The sequence below is a fragment of the Nocardia sp. NPDC050799 genome, assembly GCF_040654015.1.
In the GTDB taxonomy this organism is placed as follows: Bacteria; Actinomycetota; Actinomycetes; order Mycobacteriales; family Mycobacteriaceae; genus Nocardia.
The window spans coordinates 47,880-70,190 of record NZ_JBFAHF010000038.1 but is presented as its reverse complement, the minus strand read 5'-3'; the positions used below and the strand labels follow the sequence as shown (position 1 = coordinate 70,190).

Genomic DNA, 22,311 nt, shown 5'->3' with positions numbered 1-22,311 from the left:
AGACCCCGCCAAACAGGCCAGGTGGCCGGGTCTTCCCAGTCGGGTAGCGCAGCGTGCAGGAGGTCGACGGCGCGGGTGTGGGCATTGCCGATCTTGGACTAAGAACGCGCTTTCATGCCGCTGGCAGTATTTCAGATTGCGTTTCTGGTGACTCGGGGGTGCCTCAGAAGAACCGGTCGCAGCGACCAAGGCTCCAGACCACAGCACCTTATGGGCTGTAGGTCGCACCAGGGTTCACGCTGGGCTGGCGGGGAACAGGGTGCGGGGCTGCAAGTCCAGCCGGGTCATCGGGATAGTCTCCGGTGGGGCCAGGTCGAGGACCCAGTCGCCGAACCGGCGGATGGTGTGGGTTATGTACGGGGAGATCGTGGCCAGATCATCGGTGTCGATCGGGTGCCCGTCGGAAGCCAGCGCGTTCGCTGCGGCGGTGATGTCGCAGGCGTTGGAGTAGATCACGCAGTTCGCGAGCAGCTCGTTGAACTTGATGATCTTCTCCTGGTAGTCCGGGTCGTTGCGACCGATCGCCTCTCCGCCGAAGCGCAGCCACGCGGAGAAGCCGTGGAACGCCTCTGCCTTGTTGGTGATCGCGGTGATCTGCTCCCGCAGCTGCGCGTCAGCGAGGAACCGCAGCAGCGTGATCGTGCGGATCACCCGTCCCAGCTCCCGGAACGCCCGGTAGAGGCGGTTCTTGCGGGAGTTGTTGCCCAGGCGGCGCAGCAGCGTCACCGACGACAGGCGGCCCTCGCTGATCGAGATCGCAGTGCGCAGCAGATCGCTCCAGTGCGTCTCGATCAGTCCCCGGTCGATCACGTTGTCGCCGAACAACGAGTCGATGAAGCCGACTACTATGCCAACCTGCCCCAGCAAACGGCTGGAGACAGATAACCCGGTGCGCATCGAACCCGGGGGGGTTCAAGTACGGTGTTCCGCCGTCGGTCACCCTGGCTGATTGATCTCCCGGAAGTTCAGGCGCCGGTCACGGCGATACTGCCGAGGTGGGTGAATTCGGCGACGATCGGCTTGCCGGGTTCGACAAAGACCGCATCGGTCATACCGCCGGTCAGCACGATCCATCCGGCTTCCAGTGCGAGTCCGCGTTCAGCGAGTGCATTTGCGGCGAGCGCGAGCGCTTGCGCCGGATGCCCTTGGACGGCTGCGCCGGTGGCCGAATCGACGACGGTGCCGTCCACGTGCAGAACGCATTCCTCGGCTGCGAGGTCGAGGTCCGCCGGCTTCCGCTCGATGTCACCGATGACGAATCGCGCCGACGAGGCGTTGTCGGCCACCACATCGGGCAGCGCGAACCGGAAATCGGTGAAGCGGCTGTCGATGACTTCGATACCCGCGTAGACGAATTCCACAGCTGCCAGCGCAGTGGCGGCGGTGACGCCGGGCCCCGCGAGTCGTTCACCGAGTACGAATACGATCTCGGGCTCCACTCGGGGATGTATCAACTCGCCGGAGGGGATCGGGTTGCCGGGCTCGAGCACCATCGCGTCGGTCAGCCAGGCGGTCAGCGGCGAGCTGATACCCATGCGCTGTTGCTTTGCTTCCGAGGTGAGACCGAGTTTCACCCCGACAACTTTCTCTCCCGCTGCCGTTTTTCGTGCGATCAGTGCGTCTTGGACCCGATACGCGGTCTCCACATCGAGAGCGGGCCAGTCCTCGGTGATGGGATGGCGGTCGGTCCTGGTCTGCTCGGCACGAAGCAGGACCTCGGCGGCGGTCTCGACATTCCACTCGGTGCCGTGTGCGGTCATGGAAATGTTCTCCTTCGGTTGTTGGTATGCGCTGCGGGCGGGTGGTCGGGTCAGTGTGCGAGGTCGCCGGATCGTGTCGCTTTTCCGGTCTCCAGCTCGCGCCCATTGGTCTCGGGCAGGAAGAAGAAGACGACCCCGGCGGCGAGCAGATAGAACAGCGCAGTGCCCATCATGGCAGCACCGACCCCTGCCGAATTGGCTATGAATCCGACCATGGCGGGCGCAAGCGCGCTGGCTGCGCGCCCCGTGTTGTAGATGAAACCCTGCGCGAAGGCTCTGATCTCGGTGGGAAACAGTTCCGCGAAGGTGGGGCCGAAGCCGGAGTAGAAGCCGGTGCCGAACAACGCCATCACCGGCCCGAACGCGAAAACGACTATGGGAGCGGAAATGGTGAGGAAGATCGGTATGCAGACCACGGCCGCGCCGAAGTAGACGATGAAGGCATTGCGCCGGCCGATCCGGTCGGCAACGTAGCCGAATGAGATGAATCCCGCCGCCGCGCCGATCTGCATGACGATGATCCAGGTGGTCGAGGACAGCATGTCCATCCCACGTCCACCTTCGGTGACCGGCGAGGCGAGGTAGTTCGGGATCCAGGTGAACAGTCCCCAGTACCCGCACATGGCCGCGGCGGTGAACGCCAGGCAGACGGCCACCGCTCGCGGCTGCTGGGTGAACAGCTGCCGCAACGAGGCAAACGCGCCGAGCCGAGTGCCCGCCTCGAGCCAGATCTTCGATTCCTTCGTTTCCCGGCGCACCCAGATGGCGAGTACGGCGGGAAAGACGCCGATGAAGAATGCCCACCGCCAGCCGAGTGTGGGGACGACGAGGAACGCGATCAATGCGGCGAGGCCGTAACCGGTGGCGAAGGCGCTCTGCACCCACGCGAGGACCTTGCCCCGATGCCGGGCGGGCCAGGTTTCGGACACGAGGGCGGTGCCCGCGCCCCATTCTCCGCCGACGCCGAGTCCGACGATGACACGGGCGGCCATGAGCGTTCCCATGCCGGTCGAGAAGCCGCAGAGCATCGTCCCGATCGAGTAACACAGGATGCTGGCGACCATCGCCTTGGTCCGCCCGAAGCGGTCGGCGATATAGCCGAAGATCATTCCACCGAACGCGGACGCCAACAGCGTGAAGGAAGCGATCATTCCTGCGGTGTCGCGGTCGCTTCCGAAGTCGTCGATCACGTATGTCAGAACCATGGAGAAGATGACAAGGTCCATGATGTCGAGCACCCAGCCGAGGTAGGCACTCCAGAAGGCGCGCCATTGGTCTTTGGTTGCCCCGCGGTACCACCGCGTTTCCGAAGCTGGTCCTGTCATGGGTGATCTCCTTCTGAGAACGCAACCGCGTCACCCGTATCGCTCATCGATACGCATGTTCACACTGTCGTGACGCTGGTGTGGCGACCGTAACACGCCCTGCGGTAATGTTGCGATGATCAGTACGGATGTATCGCTGAGTGATACAGATGCGAAAGGCTCCACATGCTGCGCACGATGTTTCTTTTCGAGGATCACCTCCCCGCCGGCACCAAACCGGTCTATCTTCCCCGGGCAAACCGATCGATCTACGTCGCCTCCGGCAGTGTGGATATCCACTCCGACAACGCCACGCGATACGTGAGCGAGGGCTCCGCACTCGTCGCCGACGAGGAATTGACCCTGTCCGCCACAGAAGTCGACTCCACCGTCTGGCGCTGGGAACTGGCCCGCGAGGCAGCCGACGAAACCGCGCATACCCTGCGTTCTGCCCCCCAGACCTCCAGCGAACTGAAGTTGACGGCAACCTTCGAACTCGACGATCGCTACACCTGGCTCATGCGGTGCGACACGGTGACCTTCCCGCCGGGTGGTATCGCCTGGACCCATCTCCATCAAGGCCCCGGGATTCGCATCACCAGGTCGGGTGAGATCACCATCGAGACGGAGGGCACCACGCAGGTGCACGGCCCAGGGTCGGCCTGGGCGGAAAAGGGAGTTTTGCCTGTGTACGCGCCGACCACCGACAAGATCGGGACAACCTTCGTCCGATGCTTCCTATTGCCGAAACAGAACAAGGGCGCGAGCTCGATCCGTTTTGTCCATCCCGAAGACAACGAGAAGATCAATACCCAGAAGTACCGAGTCCTCATGGAAAGAGTGATCGTTGTCTGACGACGAATCCGAAGACCTTCGTCCCGTACCGACGGCAAGCACGCCCGGCGCATCGATACATGCGGCGCGAGCCGATTCTGCGCCGGGCGGCCCGCCGACACCGACCCTGCTTCCTTTGCTGATCCTGGAAAAGGTCCTCGAACGCGGGGAGCCATGGGGGGTCACTGCGCTGGCGGCGGCCCTGGATCTGCCCAAGGCCCGAATTCACCGGCACCTCACTAGCCTGAGAGAGTCGGGCTTCCTCTCTCAGGATCTGACGACACGCACCTATGAACCGGGCTGGCGCCTACTGCTACTCGGGCAACGAATCAGCAGACGAGCCGAACTACTCACAGTCGCGCGCCCTGTCATGACCCGGTTGCGCGACGAGATCGGTCAGACGATCGTGCTCTCCCAGCTCACCGAACACGGTGTCACGGTCACCGAAGTCATACCCGGCGGGTCCCCGATCGATGTCATCCTCAGTCCGGGAACACAATTCGGGTACAACAGCGTTGCCCAGGGCAAAGTGGCCCTGGCCTTCGGCTCGCCCGACCAGGTCCGAACCTGGTCACGTGTCGCACCGGAACAACGCACTCCGAGCACGATCATGGATCTGGAGCGCCTCCGTGCGAACGTCGCGTCCACTCGGAGACAAGGGTGGGCAACGGCGCCGGAAGAGACGTTCCGCGGAGTCAACGCCATCGCGGCACCGGTTTTCACCCACGGTGGAGACCTGATCTGCACCTTGGCCGTGATCGCTTCCATCCACTACCTGCCGGACCCGCCCTCCCCCGACATCGTCGACGCACTCACCAACGCCGCCGACGCACTGTCCCAGGAACTCGGTCACCAGCGCTGAGGCCAGCGTCCCCCACCCAAAGGAGTACTTGTGCCGATAGTTCAGATCACCCTCGTCAAGGGACGCCCCTCCGGCATAGTGGAAAACTGCATCCGACAGGTGGCCAGGACAGTCGCCGATACCCTCGGGGCACCCCTGGAAACCATCCGTGTCGTCGTCAACGAAGTCGAGCCCAGCCGCTTCGCAGTCGGTGACACATTGAAAAGCGATCGCTGAAAAGATCGAATGCACCCGACACCCGATACCTGAGCAATTCAGGTATCGCGGAGTGGGCTTCTTCGTGGAGGTCTCCCGGCAGGCCGATTATCGACCGGCCGGATAATAGTTCGTCACCGATTCCGCGACACAGGCCGGTTTGGATGAGTCTTCCACCTCTACCGTCAACGCTCGGATCAGTTGCACTTCCTCACTCTTCACCGGTTCGACGCTCACTACGCGACCGTGCAGCCGGATCCGGCTGCCGACCGGCACCGGGGCGGGGAAACGCACCTTGTTCACGCCGTAATTGATCGTCATCCCGACGCCGGAGACTCGCAGGATTTCGGCGCTCATGGGAAGGAGCCAGCTCAGGACCAGATACCCGTGGGCGATGGTCGCACCGTAGGGCCCGGCGGCGGCCCGCCGGGGATCGGTGTGGATCCACTGGTGGTCGCCGGTGATCTCGGCGAATCTGTCGACAAGATCCTGAGTGACCGTTTTCCAGGAGGAGTAGCCGAGGTCACGGCCCGCAAGCGCGATGATCTCGGGGATGCCGTGCACGGTCGATGTCATATCGCAGCCTTGTGTTTCGTGGGACAGTTCGCCGGAGTCGAGCGGGTTCAGTCGATTCGTTCGAAAACCGCGGCCAGCTCCTGTCCGCCACCGATGCACATGGTTTCGAGCCCGTAGCGGCCCTCGCGGCGGTCGAGCTCGCGCGACAAGGTGGCGAGGATCCGGGCGCCGGTCGCGCCGACCGGATGTCCCAGCGAGATCCCGGAACCGTGCGGATTGAGCCGCGAGTCGTCGGCATCTATCTTCCAGGCCCGCAGGACTGCGAGCACCTGGGCTGCGAAGGCTTCGTTGAGTTCGATGAGATCCATATCGTCGAGGGTGAGACCGAGACGTGCCAGCACCCTCTCGACCGCGCTGACCGGACTGAACCCCATGAGGGAGGGCTCGGGCCACTGACCGACCATCCGGCCAACCGCGCCAGCGGCCGCAGTCCGAGCGCGGCCGCGCGTTCGGGTGTGTCACGAGACACAGTGCGGCGCCGTCGTTCTGGCCACTGGCATTACCTGCGGTCACAGTGGCACCGGGGTCGGCCTTCGCGCGGATGGGGCGGAGTGCCGCCAGCGACTCGATACTGGTGTCGGCCCGCGGATGCTCGTCGCGGTCGACCACGGCCACAGCCCCGCGGCGCTGCGGAACTGTCACCGGGACGATTTCCTCGGCGAAGAAGCCGGTCTCCTGCGCGGCGACGGCACGTCGATGCGACTGCACTGCCAGCGCGTCCTGATCAGCACGGCTGATGCCGAACTCTCCGCAGTCTCGATCATCCCACCGGCCACCGGATACCGGGGCCCGCCCGCGGTCACGCGTGCCCGTGCCAACCGGTCCGCGAGCTCCACGCCTGCGCCGGTGACACCCCATCGGATTGCATCGGTGTAGAACTCGGCCTGGCTCATCGACTCCGTACCACCGGCGACGATCAGCTCGCTGGCTCCGGTCGAGACCTGCATACACGCCTGGAGCACGGCCTGTAGTCCCGAACCACATCGCCGGTCGACCTGCATCCCGGGGACCCGGATGTCCAGTCCGGCGTCGAGAGCTGCGACCCAGCCGATGGCCGGCGCCTCACCGCCGGGTGTCGCCTACTGGAGCAAGTACGAGCATCGCTGGCACGTCTCGCCGACAGCGAACCAGCACGACGCGATCACCGCAATCGATCTGGCCCTGGCCGACTACGAGCAGATATTCGGCCGGCCACTGATCCAGGCCTGCGGGCACGATCCGGACGGCAACGTACTACCGGTGGTGACGGTCGTGACCGATAACGGTGGCCCGTTCCGGTCGTTTCGGTTCGAGGCGTTCATCACCGCTCATCCCGAGCTGCGCCACGTCCGGACCCGCGTGCGGAGCCCGGGACAGAACGGGTCACGCGAACGCGGGTTCGGGGCGCTGAAATACGAGCGACTGTTCCTCGAGGAGATCGACGACGTCCTGGCCCTCGTCGATCACGCCGAGGCCTACCGCGTCGAGTACAACACCGTCCGCCCACACGAGGCCATCGCCTGGAACCGGCCGGCCGAGGTCCACCGAGGCTTTGCCGACCCCCTGATCCCCAACTTCCCCGAGACCAAAACCTGCCAACTACTTGACGCGGGACACGGCGACACCGCACAGTCGGCGATCTCCGCATCCTTTCGCCGAATCGCCGACTTCCGCTCTCACGGTTGCCGAGTGGAAAGCAGTCCTCGAATTCACCCGGTCCTACTGGTCCGGCCAGGTAGTCGCCAATATCGGAACTTCTGCCATCGGCGATGCGATCGAATTGCTCGACCACCGACGATCTGTGCAGGCAGATCGATGACCCGGCTCGGTCTCACGAATAAATCAAGAGTATCGATTTGTGACACGCCTCATAGTCATAGCCATTACCTATCGCACAGTGCGAATCTCCCTGACCGCCCCGTTACCTTTTTCGTGGGCCCGGAACCGGGCCCACGGTCGCCAGGCCCGGTATGACCTCTTGCCCTGTCTTTTGAATGATCCGGGGGGTGGTGTCGCCGGGTCGGTGAGTGAACCGTCGATAGCGGGCAGCCTCGCACCCCGAGCACGGCAACGTTGACGACAAACCGGCCCCGGAAAGCTTGCGCAGGCTCCAACCGGAGCCGACAGTGCAGGACGGCCTGGTGCACCTGGAAACCGCGCTGATCGGGGCGGGCGCTACGACAGAAGGCCGTTCACCCGGCGGGGAAGACCCCACGGGTTCGCGTCGACGAGTCCGGGAGGAAGATGCTCTTCGCGCACCGACTGGTATGCGACCGGCCGCAGGAACCGACGAATCGCGGTGGACCCGACCGACGTGTGAACGGAGTTGGTGGCCGGATAGGGGCCACCGTGTTGCTGAGCCCAACTGACGGCCACACCGGTGGGCCATCCATTCCAGATGACGCGCCCCGCATAGCGTGCAAGTGCATCGAGCAGTGTTGCGGCATGGGGATCGTCGTCGGTGCCGTGGACGGTCGCCGTCAGCGTGCCCGGCAGGACAGTCATCGTCGCGTACAGTTCCGCGATCGATGTGTAGGTCACGATCAGTCCAAACGGGCCGAAACACTCTTTGATCAGGACCTGAGGGTTTCGATGCAACGCCCGAGCGTCGGTCACTCCGATCACCGGGCGGACCGACAGATCGTCCAGATCGGCCTGCGCCGACGCAGTCACCGGCCGGACATCGGGGTGCTCGAGAATCTCCCGGGAGACATCGAAAAACGATTGTCGGATTCCTCTATGCAGCAGACGGAACGGATCGTCCGTGACCGCGGTTCCGACGAGGCACTCGATCGAACTTTGTTCGGGGACGAACAGCAGCCCCGGCTTGGTGCAGAACTGACCGGCGCCAAGTAGCAATGATTCGAGGAATTCACCTGCAATCGTTCCCGGCCGCTCCTCAGCCGCAGCAGGTGTCACGAACACCGGGTTGATACTACCGAACTCGCCATAGAACGGGATAGGAACCGGCCGAGCGGCTGCCAGATCTGCCAGAGCCCGACCACCCGCTGTCGAACCGGTGAACCCGACGGCCGTAATGCGGGGATCCTGAACAAGCTGACGTCCGATGTCGGTGCCCTGCACTACCCCGAACGCGCCGTCCGGGGCGCCGCCCGCGCGAAGTCCCTCGTCGATCGCCCGCGCGTAGGCGGTAGTCAATCGTGGCTGAGCGGGATGCGCTTTGGCGACGACAGGACAGCCGGCGGCCAATGCGGAAGCGGTGTCCCCACCGCCGAGTCCGAACGCGAACGGAAAGTTACTCGCACCGAATACCGCGACGGGTCCGGTGGGCACGAGCATCCGCCGCAGATCGGGGCGTGGAGCGGGTTGCGCGTCCGGATCTGCTGTGTCGATGACCGCTTCCAGCCAGGATCCCTCCTCGACGACGTCAGCGAACATTCGAAGCTGCATCGTGGTCCGCGTGACTTCGCCGCGAAGGCGCCCCTCGGGGAGTGAACTGTCGGCGGCCGCCAGTGGCACCAATTCCGAGGCTCTTGCGTCGACTGCGTCTGCCACCGACCGCAGAACGTGCGATCGCTTGCTCGGCTCCGCTCGGGCAAGTGACGTCGCTGCAGTCGCCGCGGCCGAGAGAACCCGCTCGTATTCCTCTGGGGTGGTATCCGAGAGTGCTTCTTCCGCAACGGTTTCCATTTAATTCCTCCTGAGCTCGGAGCGTCCCGTGTCTAGGTCGTTGACCTCAGTGTGCGGGAGAACGGGTGTGATTCCATACCTCCACTTGGAGATGGTGTGAGTGCAGTCACGACGCCAGGATTGGTCTCACATGAGGTACCGAATGACCTTGGAGGGCGACGATGACTGCAACGACGGGACCACTTGCGGGGGTGCGGGTGCTGGATATGACACGTCTGGCACCCGGACCGTACGCGAGCATGCTGCTCGCCGACCTCGGTGCAGAGGTGATCGTAATCGGTGGCGGTCGTTCCGGGCTTCCGGTTCCGGCGGTATCCAGAGGCAAAGAATTCATATCGCTGGATCTCAAGACTGCGGACGGCCGCCGGGCCCTGCGAACGCTCGTCTCGGAAGCCGACGTTTTCATGGAGGGATTCCGACCCCGTGTTGCGGACAGGTTGGGCGCGGGCTATGCAGAACTGTCGGCCCTCAATCCGGGGCTCGTCTACTGCAGCGTGACGGGCTACGGCCAGAGCGGCCCGATGGCGCAACGTGCCGGTCACGACATCAACTACCTCGCGATCGGGGGTGCCCTCGGGACCTTCGGACCATCAGACCAGCCGCCGGTCCCGCCTTTGAACCTGGTCGCCGACTTCGCGGGCGGTGGATTGCTGTCGGCTTTCGGCATTGTGGCCGCACTGTACGACAGGACTCGAACAGGTAAGGGCCGGTATATCGATTCCGCTATGGTCGACGGCGTCCTGTCGATGATGGGAATGAACTTCGTCGATTGGCAGACCCCGACGTTGCCCGGCCGTGGGCGTGGCGTACTGGTCGGGTCGATGCCGTTCTATCGATGCTATTGCTGTTCCGATGGTCGATACGTCGCGGTGGGTGCCCTGGAGGTGGCATTTTTCGAGCGGTTGTGGACCACCCTCGACCTCGGTGCCGTCCCTGACCATTTCGACCAGTCCACCTGGGACCTCATCGAGAAGTCGCTGACCGCCGCGTTCGAGAAGAAGACGATGGCGGAGTGGACCGCTGTGTTCGCCGACGTGGATGCGTGTGTGACACCGGTGCTCGAACCGCACGAGCTGTCCACATTCGACCAGATCGCCGCCAGGGATCCGGAATTTTCACTGGATTCGGTCCCCGTGGTCCCCGTGTTCTCCGACGGACCGAAACGGCGTGTCACGGACACCCGCGTCAAGACCGAAGAAGTCCTGCGCCGCGCCGGACTTCCCGAAGATTCCGCCCACCGTGCCGCCGCGGACGGCACCCCACCCTCGGTGACGGGTCTGAGTTGGCCACCGCTGTGACCGTCGACTCCCGAATCATCACCTTCCCCACAGACACCAGGAGCAATTCATGAGTATCGAACACCGCGAGTTCCGCGAGAGCGTCCGCAAACTCGCGCAGACCAAGATCGCACCGCATGCCGCCGACGTGGATGACAAGGAACGATTCCCGTCGGAATCCTGGGCGGCCCTGTCCAGCAACGACCTGCCCGGACTCGCGTATCCCGAGAGCCTCGGTGGCAGTGGAGCCGATCTCCTCGTCCAGGTCATCGCAGTGGAAGAAGTGGCAGCATCCTGCGCAAGCTCGGCGCTGGTGATGCTGGTCAACTGGGCGGGCACATCCACCGTGCTGAGTCAAGGCTCCGACGAGTTGAAGCAACTGGTGGTACCGGATGTCGCGTCGGGCTCTGCCGGTGCCGCGTGGTGCATGACCGAGCCGCGCGTGGGTTCGGACCTGTCGGCGATCGCGACGACCGCGACGCAGGATGGTTCCGATTGGATTCTCGATGGGCAGAAGCGATTTATCAGTAACGCGCCGTGGGCCGACTGGTACGCGGTCCTGGCAAAGACCGGCGACAACTCGCTCGGTGTCTTCATTGTGCACAAGGACGATGACGGCGTCAGTTTCGGTGCGCCCGAGAAGAAGATGGGAATGCGCGGCAGTCCTACGACCGACGTCATCCTCGACGGCTGCCGACTGCCCGCCGTCCGTGTCGTCAATGATCCCTATAAGGGGTTCCAGTACATCTCCGCGGAACTGAACGTCAGCCGTGCACTCATCGCGGCGCAGGCCCTCGGAATCGCACAGGGCGCATTCGACGCTGCCATCTCCTACACGACGAACCGCGACCAGTTCGGCCAGCCCATTTCGCAATTTCAGCTTCTGCGGGGCATGGTCGCCGATATGGCCGTCAAGATCGAGTCGGCTCGTTCGCTGCTGTACGACGCGGTCCGTCTCATCGAGGACGGGGATCCGGCGGGTCGCGCGAAGGTGGCCATGGCGAAACTGCTGTGCAGTGACACCGCCATGTCGGTGACCACCGATGCGCTCCAACTACACGGCGGTTACGGCTATGTACGTGATTATCCGGTAGAGCGGATGATGCGCGACGCCAAGATCACCCAGATCTATGAGGGCACCAATCAGATTCAGCGACTCATCATCGCCAAATCGGTTTACGGAAAGTAGGCGTCAGTGCAACACTTTCAACAGCAAGCGCTGAGCGGCATCCGGGTACTCGATCTCGGCGAGATCATGCAGGCCCCCGTTGCGGCGCAGGTTCTCGGCGACCTCGGCGCCGAAGTGATCAAGGTCGAGCGAGGCGTCAATGGAGACATGCTGCGGGGCCTGGATCGCGAGTCACTCGAGGCAGGTCGCCCCGGTGCTTACTTCGCCGCGGTAAACCGTAACAAGCGCAGCATCGCCCTCAATCTGAAGACCGCTGAGGGGCAGGATATTCTGCATCAGCTCCTCGCCGAGACGGATGTTCTCATCCACAGCTACCGGACCGCGGCAGTCGAACGACTAGGGTTGACCTACGACGATCTGCAGGAGCGTTATCCCCGGCTTATCTACGGTACCGCGACCGGATTCGGGGAAACCGGGCCGTATGCCCACAAGGCGGGCCAGGACATGCTTGCGCAGGCGCTCAGCGGGATGGCGCGCTCGTGCGGTCACCCGTCGATCTCGGCATACGTGCATCCGGTACCGACGGTCGACTATGCATCGGGTATGGCTTTGGCGCAAGGCCTTTTGGCGGCACTGTTCGAGCGCGAGCGGTCCGGCCGCGGTCAGAAGGTCAGTGTCAACCTCTTCGATACGGCACTGTCGCTGCAGACCCTCGAAAGTGCCTCACTGTTGATGGACCAGCGTGAGACCAACTGGGTGAGGGATTGGTACAGCGGCATCTTCGAGACGACGGACGGTCTGCTGCTGGTGCTCGGCCTGTTCCGCGAGAACCCCCTGCGGCTGGCGTGCAAAGCACTCGGCATCGAGGATCTGTCCGTCCAGCCGTCCTTCGCGACGCCACAGCTCCAGGCCGAGAACAAGGACGCCGCCAACGCGGTCCTGCGTCCACTGATCACACGGTTGAGCACCACCGAGGCGGCGGAACTGTTCGATGGGGTCGACCTGCTGTGCGCACCGCTTCTCACCCTGCAGCAAGCGCTCGATCATCCCCAGACGCGCCACAACGGCACACTCGTCGACGTCGATGTCGAGGGTGTGCGGACGACCCGCCTGATGGGCAGCCCAGTCACCTTGTCCCGTACGCCCGCACAGGTGCGCCGAGGGGTGCCCGCGGTGAGTGAACATGCCGACGAAATCCTTCGCGAACTCGGAATACCCGAGTCACGTATCCAGACATTGCGCAGTAAGGAAGTGATCCGATGAGTAATGCGATGCAGACGGACCCGACGAGCCCGACCACCGGCACGGCCACAGCCATGGTGCTCGAAGGGTTCGGACGGGCCGTGACCTCGAGAACGTTTTCGCGCGTGGATCCCGACGTCGGCGCGGTCGTCGTCGACGTGACGCACGCGGGAATTTGTGGAACGGACATCCACCTGCAGCAGGGTCGCTTGCCCATTCCGGTACCGGTCATCCTGGGGCATGAGGCGGTCGGTCGAGTGCACGCCCTCGGCGAGGGTGTCACGACGGACGCGCGTGGCGTGGAACTTCGCGTCGGGGATGCGGTGTCGTGGGCGTCCAACATCCCGTGCGGGCACTGCTACTACTGCCAGGACCGACAGGCGCCGTCACTGTGCGAGACCCGCAAAGTTTACGGCATCAATCAGTCGTCGGCCGACTGGCCCCACCTGTCGGGTGGGTGGTCCGAGCAGATCTACCTCCAGCCCGGCTCGACAATCGTCCGCATTTCGTCGTCGGTGACACCGCAGCAGGTGATCGCTCTCGGCTGTGCCGGACCGACCGCCGTCCACGCAGTGAACGATATCGCCAAGCCTGACGCAGGCGATGTCGTCGTGGTCCAGGGCAGCGGACCGGTCGGACTGGCCTGCGCCATGTACGCCACGCTCGCCGGGGCGGCGAAGGTGATCATCGTCGGTGGACCGGCCAATCGTCTGGAGGTCGCACGGGCGGCCGGCATCGGCGACCTCCACATCGACATCTTCGCCGAGACGGATCGAGCGGCCCGCCTGGACCGAATTCTCGCGGAAACAACGGGTGGGCGGGGCGCCGACGTCGTCATCGAGGCCACCGGCGTACCGACGGCGGTGGCCGAGGGTATCGACATCGCCCGGCGCGGCGGCAAGTACCTTGTCGTCGGGCAGTACACGGACCACGGCACGACTCCGATCAACCCCCACTACATTACGAAGAAGCAGCTGCAAGTGCTGGGAAGCTGGGCGTTCTCCCCGCACAACCACCTCGAGTACGTCGAATCGCTACCTCGGCTGGCAGCACGGTTCGATCTCGCGTCGATGATCACCGAGTACCCACTCGGGAAGGCGGAAGAGGCGATGGCCGACATGCGGGACGGGCGCACGCTCAAGCCGGTTCTCACGACCGGAGGTCAGTGGTGACCGACTCCCGGTACACCGCCGCCATAGACGCGCTGCTCGAGCGTATCGACTCGACCGCCAAGCAGACCAGCGGCAAGTTCCCGCACTACGGTGACATCGAATCCGGCGAATGGACCACCACCGCCGACGGAAACTGGACGGGAGGGTTCTGGGGAGGCCTGGCCGCACTCGGCTTCGCCGGCTCCGGCGAGGAGCACCTATCTCGACTCGCCGACGAGGTCACCGAGCAGATCCTGCCCCGGCAGAACTCCGATACCGCCTTCCGCGGCTTTCTCTTCTGGTATGGTGCGGCGGTCAACCACCTCGTCACCGGAAGCGAAGACGCGGCGCAGACCGCCCTGGCTGGTGCCCGCGGCCTGCTCGCCAGCTTCAACGATCGGGCCGGCATCATCCCGCTCGGCGCCGAAGCGGAGGAAGCGGAAGCGGTCGGAGAAGGCGCCGCGAACATCGACGCCGTCCCGGGCACCGTCGCCCTGCTGTCGTGGGCGTCGGAGCAGACCGGCGACCCGCGGTTCCGCCACGCCGCGGTCCGCCACGCGCAGCGGCACATCGAGCTCTGTGTCCGGGCGGATGGTTCGGTCTGCCAGTCGGCACTGTTCGACACGTCCAACGGTGCGCTCCTGGACCGCTACACCCACAAGGGCCTGAACGCCGACAGCACCTGGGGTCGGGCACAGGCGTGGGCGATGGTGGCGTACGCCCAGGCTGCGCAGTGGGCGTCGCCGTCCTTCCTGCCGACCGCCGTCCGGCTGGCCGACTGGTGGCTGGACCACACGCCGAATGCCGGAATCGTGTCATGGGACTTCGACGCCGGCACCGGGCCCGACGTTCCGATCGACACGTCCGCCACTGCCATCGCCGCCGCCGCGCTGCTCAAGCTCGACCGGCTGGTTCCCGAGCGGACCGACTTCCGGGACAGGGCCGTCGCCCACGTGGGTGCGCTCCTCGACCACCTCACTCCGACCGGGCCGCATGACAGCAGACCAGCAGGGATCCTCACGGACGGTTGTTTCGACAAGCGCCGGGACTTCGCTACCCGAAACGAGCTGATCTGGGGCGACTACTTCCTGCTCGAGTGCCTGATCAGCCTGGACAACCGGTCCGATACCCTGAGGCTGTGACCCAGCCGACATGAACGGGTTACCCAAGGCCCCGGGGGAAGAAGATCAAGGAAAGCCGGTGTCGGAAAGTATGCATACCGCAGCTTACGAATTCACGCACGCGGATTTCAGGACGTCGATCCTCGACGACCTCGCACTCTCGCGCGCCGAACTGCTTGTCCTGACCGACGAGGCGTCGGCCATGACCACGGCAGGTCAGCGCGTCCGGGAGATCGGCAACTTCGACATGTCTCTCATCGGGCGCATCGAGGTCAACGGCATGATGGTTCACCGCAGTTGGCAGGGAACAAAAAGCAACGCTCTGCACCGCCTGGTGGTGCCAGAAGGGATCGGGCTCGGCGGCAAGAGCATCATGCTGCAGAAACCCGTCTGGGTCCGAGACTACTTGTCCGACCCCGGCATCACTCACGACTTCGACGCGCTCGTCGCGAAGGAGTCACTGCGAGGAATGCTCGCAGTGCCCATGGCGTACGAAGGTTGTGTTCTCGGTGCCGTGTACGTCGGCACCCGCGAATATTCGTCCTTCGGTGATCGAGTCATCGCGGAGATCCAATCGATCGCCGAGACGGCCGCCGTCACTCTCATCAGTGCACAGCGGGCCGCAACCCAGACAGAGCTCGCGCTCGAGGCCGAACGGAAACGACTTGCCGAATCCCTGCACGATTCCGTGAGCCCGGTCCTTTTCCGGATCGGTGCCGAGCTGCAGAGTTTGCGTGCACTGGGTGACGCTCAGGCGATCCACGATCGGCTGCAGGAGATCACCGATCAGGTACACGCCGTCAATGCGTCTATTCGCAGGTCGCTGACCGGCCTCACCGCGCGACCCCCCGAACGGGAACTTCCAGTCGGCATCGAGGAGGACTGCCAGGCGTTCACGCTTCGGACCGGTATCCCGGCCCGTTTCGTACCGCTGACCGAATCTCCGGATCTCGACGTGAGCCGCGTCGAGGCCCTCCAGCGACTGGTTCGGGAGACACTCGTCAACGTCGAAAAGCACGCTGACGCGTCCACCGTGGTAGTCAGCTTGTCGGTTCGGTCGGGCAGAGTGACAGTCGTCATCAGCGACGACGGTCGGGGCGTGGACGGGGTCGAAGCCCCGGTGCGAGGAAGCCAATTGGGGCTCGGGTTTGCCGCAGGACGGCTCGAGCGACTCGGTGGCGGCATGTCCGTCGTCAGCGACGACGAAAACGGCACCACCGTGCGCGGCTGGGTGGACGCCATCGACGGGTCGAGTACATGACCGTGCCGTCGAAGACGATCCGCATCCTCGTCGTCGACGATCATCCGATCGTGCGCGGCGGGGTGGAACTTCTCGCGCGGGAGGACGTGAACCTCGAAGTCGTAGGAGGTGCACTGACCGGTGCCGCGGCGGTCGACTTGGCCCGTACCCTCTCCGTCGACGTCATCCTCCTCGATCTTCGACTCCCCGATATCCCTGCGCCCGAACTTATACCGCGGCTTCGGCGGGTCGCGCCGCACGCGCGGATACTGCTGTTCACCGCGTTCGCCGATCACGGCGCCATCGATCTGTTGATGGAGGCGGGCGCGGACGGATGTCTCGTCAAGGACATCAGCGGGCAGGACTTCGCCACGGCCATTCACCGCGTGTTCGGCGGAATCCGGGTTGTCGACCCGAGACTGGCCGGACCACGAAAAGTCGTGACATCCGAAGCTCTGTACCGGGCGGGCCTGACTCGACGCGAGTACGAAGTGCTGCGTTTCGCGGCAATGGGTCACAGCAACCCGGAAATCGCTCAGGAACTGTCCCTTGCACGGAATACCGTAAAAACCTATCTGCAGAGCGCCATGCAGAAACTGAACGCACGCAATCGCGTCGAAGCCATTGCACGCGCCCACGAACTTCGCTTGCTCTGACCATATTCATATTCCCGGGAGACCATTCCACCTCTCCATCTGGAGATGTTGTGTGTCCTGAGTCACCCATATATTCGAGCGCATAAGTCATTCCGCGCTCGTGCCAACGGAGGCCATACATGCCCAAAATATCCCAAACATCTAAAGCTGGCCTTGCCAGCGGTGTCGGTACGACAGTCGAATGGTACGACTTCTTCATCTACGGCACCGCGGCCGGACTCGTGTTCAACAAGATCTTCTTCCCCGAGTTCGACTCCCTGATCGGCACCCTGCTCGCCTTCGCCACGTTCTCCGCAGCCTTCGTGGCGCGCCCGCTCGGCGGAGTGGTGTTCGGCCATTTCGGAGACCGGATCGGACGCAAGTCGATGCTCGTCATCACCCTGAGCATCATGGGCTTCACCACCCTCGGAGTCGGGCTGCTCCCGAGCTACGAATCCATCGGCGTCGCCGCACCGATCATTCTCATCACCCTGCGCTTCGTGCAGGGCCTCGCGCTCGGTGGCGAAATCGGCGGGGCGATTCTCATGGCCGTCGAACATGCACCTTCCGGCAAACGCGGCTACTACGGCAGCTGGGTGCAGATGGGGGTGCCGGCGGGATTGATATTGGGTAACACGGTATTCCTGCTGACGTTCGGGCTTTCGCCCGAAGCCTTCGAATCCTGGGGATGGCGGGTTCCCTTCCTGATCGGTGGTGCGTTCGTCGCGATCGGCCTCTTCGTTCGACTGCATGTCGGCGAAAGCCCGAACTTCGACCGCGTCAAGAAGAACGCAAAGTTGGAGAAGCTGCCCATCGGGGTGGTCCTGCGCCACTATCCCAAACAGGTCCTCCTGACCTGCGGTGCCTACTTCGCCATCGGGGTCACCTTCTACGGCACCACGGTATTCGGTCTCAGCTACGGCGTCACCCAGGTCGGCTACACCCGAAACCAGATGCTGACCCTCGTCCTCGTCGCCATGGCGGTCACGTTCGTCGCGCTACCGTTGTTCGGCAAACTATCGGACTCCTACGGCAGGAAGCCGGTGTTCCTGGCCGGAGTCGTCGCAATGCTGCTCTTCACCTTTCCATGGTTCTGGCTCGTGAACACCGGATCTTTCCTGCTGGCAATGGTCGGGTTCGTGGTGTTCTGTCTCGCCTTCGCGACCTCCTACGGGCCGCTCGCAGCCTTCTTCGCCGAAGCCTTCGACACTCGCATTCGCTACACAGGGATCTCCTTCGGATACACGATCGGCACTCTTGCCTCGAGTGCTCCCGCACCGATCGTCGCCACGTACCTGCTGGATCGCACCGGATCATACGTTGCCGTGGCGCTATTCATGGTCGCAATGTGTGCCGTCTCCGTCGTCTGTGTGATCGCCATGCGGGAGACCTACCGGCAAAATCTGTCCGGCAATGACGAAACCCCGGGGCAGGAGTGGTTGTCACCGACCGAGTTCACCCCGAGTAGTGGACAAGGGATCAAGCAGCTGTAGCAGCTGCGGAGAGTGGTTGTTCATCATCGATCGGGCCGATCATCCCGATCGATGAATGACGGCGCCGAGTGTTATACCAGTGCTTCCATTTGTGAACCGCGCGGCAACGAGTTCAGCCTTCATAGCGAAGACATGCCGGTAGTAGTGCTCGCGTTCGAACGTCAACCACAGCGATTCCGCGCCGGCGTTGTCCAGCATTATCCGGCTAATCAGCGTTGATCTTGCTCCATTGGTTGGGGTTTGCGGGTTATCCGTTCAAGCCCGGGATGGGCCCGCAACCACGTTTCCAAGGTGGCCGAGCGGCGGTCGGGCAGAACATCGACACGCTGGTGGGTCGCGCCGTCGATCAGCACGGTCCCGTACCGGTGGCGGCGCAGCAAAGCGAAATCATCCACACCTCGGCACCCTCTGGGTCTGCAGCGGGATGCCGAGCAGCACCCGCACCGCGGTCTGCCGTGACATTCGCACCGACCACCGCCCGAGCATTCGGACCGAGGCCCGCCCGACCAGCTCCCGCACCGCCGCACGCACGTGCCCGGTCAACCGGGTCGTGCGCCGCTGAAAGCGTTCCACCACATCGGGGACCTGTTCCCAGAACGTGCGCTGACATCCCCGGGTCTGGCAGTAGAGGCGCCGCACACGCACCCGGACCACCACGCTGCGGCCATCGACCGGCAGATCGGCCGGCCGCCGCTCGTGAACACCATGAACGCGGGCCGATCCCGCACCACAACCCGGGCACTCAGCCACACCACCAGGAGTCCGGGCCCGGACTACCAGCCGCGAACCCACCACACCCACATCCTCGACAATAAGCGGCGAAAAACCTGAAAATACCCCGCCGACAGCAACACTCACCTCAGCCACCGGACTATCGTGTCGCCGTCACCTCACATGCACCACCGAAAGTGGCCGCGGCGACTGCTCGGCGCGCGTCGCGCATGGGCAGCAGGGCCAGCGCATGTTCGTGTACGGCGATGTCGTCGGGAGCGGATTCGCCGTAGACCAGCGCGTGGTTGGCGTCGGGGCTGGCCAGGACGGCGTTGCGCATGGCGACCTCGAGGTAATCGCGCCATTCACTGATGCCCGGCGTATCCGAATCGGGAAGCAGCGGACCTCGGTACAGCCGGACGGCTGTATCGCGGTCGCCCGTTTGCAGGGCGCGCAGGACATCGACCGCGTCGCAGGACAGGGCTGTGGTGAAGCGGTAGACACGATTGGTGATGTCGCCACCGGTGGCCCGGCGTAGGTGCGACATCTCCGACTTCAGGGTGCTCGCGCCGACCGCGCGATCGCCGTAGACGGCGTAGTGCAGGCGTTCGTGGCTGAATCCATCGTCGTCGAGAGCCAGCAGGGTGAGGATTTCGAGCTGGCGTGGGCGCAGGCGGATCGGCTTGCCATCGCGCAGTGACCGGCCCGGGCCCAGGCAGGTCAGCCGCATTCCCGCCGGTGCGGGCAGCGTCGCGTGCAGTTTCGACTCGATGGCGGTGGTCATGGTGCGCACGGTCGCCATGGCCAGCGGGTTCGAGCGCTTCCAGGTGGTCGACAGGTCGAGAACGCCGAGCAGGGTGCCGTCGGCGGCGCGGATCGGCGCGCAGTAGCAGACCCAGCCGTGCAGTGCCGCGACCAGATGCTCGGCGGTGAACACGGTGTGCGGCTGATCGGTGCGCAGCGCGAGGGAGAGGGCGTTGGTGCCCATGTGCGCCTCGTCCCAGCGGCCACCTGGCGCGAAGTTCACTTGCTCGGCTTTGCGCCGCATGACCGGGCCGCCGTAGGTCCACAGGATCGTACCGGAAGCGTCGGTCACCGCGGCGACGAAGCCGGCGTCGTCGGCGACACTGTGCAACTGCTCCTTCAGTTCGGTGACCGGCCCACGCAACGGCGACTCCGTCCACCGCGGCCCGATGTCGTCGGTCGCGCTCTCGGGCGCGCAATCCCGCCCCGGATCCACCGTCCGCAAAGACCGCAACCACGACTGGGCCACCTCGGTCCGCACCGCCGAACTCTGTCCCAGCGCCGACACACCGGTAGGCACCCACTGTGCCCACTCCCGCTCCAGCGCAGCACGCTGCTCGGAAAGCGACAGCTGCGATGCCATGAGCGGTTACACGTCTTCCTGTTCGATTGCATGACGAGGGTTGCACCCCATCATGCCCGACCTCCCCGCCCGCTGAACAGCAGTTTCGATAGATCCCGGTGCGCAGATCGTCGTAGACGATGACGCCCGTTCGGTTGTACTGGAGGCTCAGGTTTCCCGTCATGCGCAGATAGTGATGCTGTGGCCGAATACCTGTCCGCCGGGTGGCTGCGGACGCCTTCGCCGTGCGGGCGGCGCTGCAGAGCAGTCGGCGTACAGCACTGTTGGCGGCTTGATTCGGTGGCCCCACAGTGCTGATTTTCTCGGCGGTCAGCGCCGAACTGCGCAGTCAGCATCCCTACCCGCGGCAGTATGTGACCGGCTCAGCCAGGCGGCGGCACCGATCACGGAAGCAGGTGTGCTGGTGATCTGCGGGTTCCCTGCGTCCGGTAAGTCCTCGACGGCACGGTTCCTCGCTGCACGCACCGGTGCGGTTGTGCTGGACAAAGACAGGCTCGCTCCGATGCTGGAAGAGTCGATCATGGGCCGGTTGACCGGTGACCCGTTCGATCGTGATTCCGACACCTACCGCGAGGTCGTCGCGCCCAGGATCTACGACAGCCTCATCCGCACCGGTCTGACCGTTATCTAGGGTTGTCAACCTCTTTCGCCCGGCGCAGGCCTTTGAGCAGGTGCAAGGCACGTGAGTTGTGTTGTTGGGGGTGCCAGTTACGGCCCGAACTGAATCACTGCCAGTGGATCGGGCCAGGTATCGGCTCCTCGCTGCTCATCGACGCTTGACGCGCAGAGATGCCAGTTGATCCACAGTCCCTCCGCTCGTGGTCCTGGTCATCGCGTGGCTCGGACCGCCCAGCAGCAGTTGGCGCCAGTGGACGAAGCCGCCCTCATCTGCAGCTAAAGTGATTGCTAACTTTAGCAATCAGACATCTGGAGAATTGTGCCCCTCACCACACACAACGGCGTCCAACTCAGTTACGAGGTTACGGGCTCGGGTCCGCTGGTCCTGCTGATCATGGGCAGCGGTAGCCCCGGTCGGGTCTGGCGTACCCATCAGGCACCCGCGCTGGTGAAGGCAGGGTTCCGTGTCGCCACGGTCGACAACCGCGGTATCGCGCCATCGTCGGAATCGGCGGCTGGGATCACGATGCCCGATCTCGTCGGCGACACCGCTGCGCTGATCGAGCACATGGGTGCCCCTGCTCATGTGGTCGGCACCTCGATGGGATCGCGCGTGGTGGCCGAACTCTGTCTGGCCCGACCCGAACTACTGAGCAAGGCCGTCATGTTCGCCGCCACAGCCCGGCCGCACCCGGTGGCCGATACTCTCAACCGCGGCGAGCGGGCCCTTTACGACAAGGGCATCGAGCTCCCACCGGAGTACGCCGCCGCGGTCAAGGCCATGCTCAACCTCTCCCCCCACACCCTGGACGACCCGGGTAAAGCGCAGGAGTGGCTCGACATCTTCGAATTCACCTCGGGCAAAGGCACTCCCGGCACCCGCGCCCAACTCGGCATGGACCGCAGCCAGGACCGGCGGGACGCCTACGCCGCGATTCGCGTGCCGAGCCTGGTCGTCGGATTCGCCGATGACCGGATGGTGCCCCCCCGCTTCTGTCGCGAAGTCGCCGAGGCGATCCCCGCCGCGCGCTACCTCGAGATCGAGCGCTGCGGGCATTACGGATATCTCGAGCGGCCCGAGGAAGTGAACCGCGTCCTGATCGACTTCCTCACCGCGCCTTGACCTTCCACCGAAACGAGACACTC

Annotated in this window: 20 protein-coding genes and 3 pseudogenes; 14 read left to right on the top strand and 9 right to left on the bottom strand. The window is 64.3% G+C overall.

Annotated features, from left to right (window positions below; all coding sequences use genetic code 11):
• Window positions 1–234: 234 nt before the first annotated feature.
• The 3 genes from AB0H42_RS29790 to AB0H42_RS29780 form a co-directional block, all read right to left on the bottom strand.
• The gene (locus AB0H42_RS29790; protein ID WP_357062156.1) at window positions 235–897 is read right to left on the bottom strand and encodes a Tn3 family transposase; all 663 of its coding nucleotides are present in this window, start codon (window positions 895–897) and stop codon (window positions 235–237) included.
• Window positions 898–965: 68 nt separating this feature from the next.
• On the bottom strand, window positions 966–1,760 hold the full coding sequence (locus AB0H42_RS29785) for a fumarylacetoacetate hydrolase family protein (RefSeq protein WP_357062153.1): 795 nt from the start codon (window positions 1,758–1,760) through the stop codon (window positions 966–968).
• Between the two features lie 50 nt (window positions 1,761–1,810).
• Window positions 1,811–3,085: an MFS transporter gene (locus AB0H42_RS29780; protein WP_357062150.1), complete on the bottom strand. Its 1,275-nt coding sequence runs from the start codon at window positions 3,083–3,085 to the stop codon at window positions 1,811–1,813.
• Window positions 3,086–3,262: 177 nt separating this feature from the next.
• Here AB0H42_RS29780 and AB0H42_RS29775 point away from each other — a divergent pair, with 177 nt between their 5' ends.
• From AB0H42_RS29775 to AB0H42_RS29765, 3 genes are all read left to right on the top strand, one after another.
• Window positions 3,263–3,919, top strand: a complete 657-nt coding sequence (locus AB0H42_RS29775) for a hypothetical protein (RefSeq protein ID WP_357062147.1) — start codon at window positions 3,263–3,265, stop codon at window positions 3,917–3,919.
• 115 nt (window positions 3,920–4,034) lie between these two features.
• Window positions 4,035–4,760, top strand: a complete 726-nt coding sequence (locus tag AB0H42_RS29770) for an IclR family transcriptional regulator (protein WP_357062144.1) — start codon at window positions 4,035–4,037, stop codon at window positions 4,758–4,760.
• A gap of 30 nt (window positions 4,761–4,790) precedes the next feature.
• On the top strand, window positions 4,791–4,976 hold the full coding sequence (locus tag AB0H42_RS29765; RefSeq protein WP_357062142.1) for a tautomerase family protein: 186 nt from the start codon (window positions 4,791–4,793) through the stop codon (window positions 4,974–4,976).
• An 87-nt stretch (window positions 4,977–5,063) separates the two neighbouring features.
• Here the strand turns inward: AB0H42_RS29765 and AB0H42_RS29760 are convergent, their stop codons facing one another.
• Together AB0H42_RS29760 and AB0H42_RS29755 are read right to left on the bottom strand one after the other, a co-directional pair.
• Window positions 5,064–5,531 (bottom strand): MaoC family dehydratase, encoded by a 468-nt coding sequence (locus AB0H42_RS29760; RefSeq protein WP_357062139.1) that lies wholly within the window; start codon window positions 5,529–5,531, stop codon window positions 5,064–5,066.
• 47 nt (window positions 5,532–5,578) lie between these two features.
• Window positions 5,579–6,610: pseudogene (locus AB0H42_RS29755) on the bottom strand (acetyl-CoA C-acetyltransferase); the annotation flags it as partial.
• Between AB0H42_RS29755 and AB0H42_RS29750 the strand changes: the two are divergent.
• Window positions 6,546–7,484: an integrase core domain-containing protein gene (locus AB0H42_RS29750; RefSeq protein WP_357062137.1), complete on the top strand. Its 939-nt coding sequence runs from the start codon at window positions 6,546–6,548 to the stop codon at window positions 7,482–7,484. The pseudogene AB0H42_RS29755 and the gene AB0H42_RS29750 sit on opposite strands and share 65 nt — an antisense overlap.
• Window positions 7,485–7,685: 201 nt before the next feature.
• On the opposite strand, the gene AB0H42_RS29745 is transcribed toward AB0H42_RS29750, so the two are convergent.
• Window positions 7,686–9,161: an aldehyde dehydrogenase (NADP(+)) gene (locus AB0H42_RS29745; protein WP_357062135.1), complete on the bottom strand. Its 1,476-nt coding sequence runs from the start codon at window positions 9,159–9,161 to the stop codon at window positions 7,686–7,688.
• 161 nt (window positions 9,162–9,322) lie between these two features.
• On the opposite strand from AB0H42_RS29745, the gene AB0H42_RS29740 reads away from it, so the two are divergent.
• The 8 genes from AB0H42_RS29740 (at window position 9,323) to AB0H42_RS29705 (ending at window position 18,449) form a co-directional block, all read left to right on the top strand.
• Window positions 9,323–10,459 carry a CaiB/BaiF CoA-transferase family protein gene (locus AB0H42_RS29740; RefSeq protein WP_357062132.1) on the top strand — a complete coding sequence of 379 codons (1,137 nt, stop codon included), beginning with the start codon at window positions 9,323–9,325 and terminating at the stop codon, window positions 10,457–10,459.
• A gap of 49 nt (window positions 10,460–10,508) precedes the next feature.
• The gene (locus AB0H42_RS29735) at window positions 10,509–11,627 is read left to right on the top strand and encodes an acyl-CoA dehydrogenase family protein (protein WP_357062130.1); all 1,119 of its coding nucleotides are present in this window, start codon (window positions 10,509–10,511) and stop codon (window positions 11,625–11,627) included.
• A 6-nt stretch (window positions 11,628–11,633) separates the two neighbouring features.
• The gene (locus tag AB0H42_RS29730; protein ID WP_357062128.1) at window positions 11,634–12,830 is read left to right on the top strand and encodes a CaiB/BaiF CoA-transferase family protein; all 1,197 of its coding nucleotides are present in this window, start codon (window positions 11,634–11,636) and stop codon (window positions 12,828–12,830) included.
• Window positions 12,827–13,981, top strand: coding sequence for a zinc-binding dehydrogenase (locus AB0H42_RS29725; protein WP_357062126.1), 1,155 nt, complete (start codon window positions 12,827–12,829; stop codon window positions 13,979–13,981). Before AB0H42_RS29730 ends, AB0H42_RS29725 begins: the two co-directional genes overlap by 4 nt.
• On the top strand, window positions 13,978–15,102 hold the full coding sequence (locus AB0H42_RS29720; RefSeq protein ID WP_357062124.1) for a glucuronyl hydrolase: 1,125 nt from the start codon (window positions 13,978–13,980) through the stop codon (window positions 15,100–15,102). The genes AB0H42_RS29725 and AB0H42_RS29720 overlap by 4 nt, the downstream gene beginning before the upstream one ends.
• 10 nt (window positions 15,103–15,112) lie before the next feature.
• A complete protein-coding gene (locus AB0H42_RS29715) occupies window positions 15,113–16,342 on the top strand; it encodes a GAF domain-containing protein (protein WP_357062122.1) in 1,230 nt (409 codons plus the stop codon).
• The gene (locus tag AB0H42_RS29710; RefSeq protein ID WP_068048474.1) at window positions 16,339–16,977 is read left to right on the top strand and encodes a response regulator transcription factor; all 639 of its coding nucleotides are present in this window, start codon (window positions 16,339–16,341) and stop codon (window positions 16,975–16,977) included. Before AB0H42_RS29715 ends, AB0H42_RS29710 begins: the two co-directional genes overlap by 4 nt.
• Window positions 16,978–17,096: 119 nt before the next feature.
• Window positions 17,097–18,449, top strand: a complete 1,353-nt coding sequence (locus AB0H42_RS29705) for an MFS transporter (protein ID WP_357062118.1) — start codon at window positions 17,097–17,099, stop codon at window positions 18,447–18,449.
• On the opposite strand, the pseudogene AB0H42_RS29700 reads toward AB0H42_RS29705, so the two are convergent.
• The 3 genes and pseudogenes from AB0H42_RS29700 to AB0H42_RS29690 all read right to left on the bottom strand — a co-directional run.
• Window positions 18,436–18,543, bottom strand: a pseudogene (locus AB0H42_RS29700) (hypothetical protein); the annotation flags it as partial. The gene AB0H42_RS29705 and the pseudogene AB0H42_RS29700 sit on opposite strands and share 14 nt — an antisense overlap.
• Window positions 18,544–18,691: 148 nt before the next feature.
• Window positions 18,692–19,316: pseudogene (locus AB0H42_RS29695) on the bottom strand (transposase family protein); the annotation flags it as partial.
• A 4-nt stretch (window positions 19,317–19,320) separates the two neighbouring features.
• Window positions 19,321–20,547 carry a transcriptional regulator gene (locus AB0H42_RS29690; protein WP_357062115.1) on the bottom strand — a complete coding sequence of 409 codons (1,227 nt, stop codon included), beginning with the start codon at window positions 20,545–20,547 and terminating at the stop codon, window positions 19,321–19,323.
• Window positions 20,548–20,944: 397 nt separating this feature from the next.
• Between AB0H42_RS29690 and AB0H42_RS29685 the strand changes: the two genes are divergently transcribed.
• Both AB0H42_RS29685 and AB0H42_RS29680 read left to right on the top strand, forming a co-directional pair.
• Window positions 20,945–21,178: an AAA family ATPase gene (locus AB0H42_RS29685; RefSeq protein ID WP_357062113.1), complete on the top strand. Its 234-nt coding sequence runs from the start codon at window positions 20,945–20,947 to the stop codon at window positions 21,176–21,178.
• Window positions 21,179–21,484: 306 nt separating this feature from the next.
• Entirely contained in the window at window positions 21,485–22,288 is an 804-nt protein-coding gene (locus tag AB0H42_RS29680) for an alpha/beta hydrolase (protein ID WP_357062111.1), read from the top strand.
• Window positions 22,289–22,311 lie beyond the last annotated feature (23 nt).

What these genes read in the sequence shown, in the direction of transcription:
- AB0H42_RS29790 (WP_357062156.1), bottom strand. Translation starts at nt 897, where the DNA reads ATGCGCACCGGGTTATCTGTCTCCAGCCGTTTGCTGGGGCAGGTTGGC.
- AB0H42_RS29785 (WP_357062153.1), bottom strand. Translation starts at nt 1,760, where the DNA reads ATGACCGCACACGGCACCGAGTGGAATGTCGAGACCGCCGCCGAGGTC.
- AB0H42_RS29780 (WP_357062150.1), bottom strand. Translation starts at nt 3,085, where the DNA reads ATGACAGGACCAGCTTCGGAAACGCGGTGGTACCGCGGGGCAACCAAA.
- AB0H42_RS29775 (WP_357062147.1), top strand. Translation starts at nt 3,263, where the DNA reads ATGTTTCTTTTCGAGGATCACCTCCCCGCCGGCACCAAACCGGTCTAT.
- AB0H42_RS29760 (WP_357062139.1), bottom strand. Translation starts at nt 5,531, where the DNA reads ATGACATCGACCGTGCACGGCATCCCCGAGATCATCGCGCTTGCGGGC.
- AB0H42_RS29750 (WP_357062137.1), top strand. Translation starts at nt 6,546, where the DNA reads ATGTCCAGTCCGGCGTCGAGAGCTGCGACCCAGCCGATGGCCGGCGCC.
- AB0H42_RS29745 (WP_357062135.1), bottom strand. Translation starts at nt 9,161, where the DNA reads ATGGAAACCGTTGCGGAAGAAGCACTCTCGGATACCACCCCAGAGGAA.
- AB0H42_RS29740 (WP_357062132.1), top strand. Translation starts at nt 9,323, where the DNA reads ATGACTGCAACGACGGGACCACTTGCGGGGGTGCGGGTGCTGGATATG.
- AB0H42_RS29735 (WP_357062130.1), top strand. Translation starts at nt 10,509, where the DNA reads ATGAGTATCGAACACCGCGAGTTCCGCGAGAGCGTCCGCAAACTCGCG.
- AB0H42_RS29725 (WP_357062126.1), top strand. Translation starts at nt 12,827, where the DNA reads ATGAGTAATGCGATGCAGACGGACCCGACGAGCCCGACCACCGGCACG.
- AB0H42_RS29715 (WP_357062122.1), top strand. Translation starts at nt 15,113, where the DNA reads ATGAACGGGTTACCCAAGGCCCCGGGGGAAGAAGATCAAGGAAAGCCG.
- AB0H42_RS29710 (WP_068048474.1), top strand. Translation starts at nt 16,339, where the DNA reads ATGACCGTGCCGTCGAAGACGATCCGCATCCTCGTCGTCGACGATCAT.
- AB0H42_RS29705 (WP_357062118.1), top strand. Translation starts at nt 17,097, where the DNA reads ATGCCCAAAATATCCCAAACATCTAAAGCTGGCCTTGCCAGCGGTGTC.
- AB0H42_RS29690 (WP_357062115.1), bottom strand. Translation starts at nt 20,547, where the DNA reads ATGGCATCGCAGCTGTCGCTTTCCGAGCAGCGTGCTGCGCTGGAGCGG.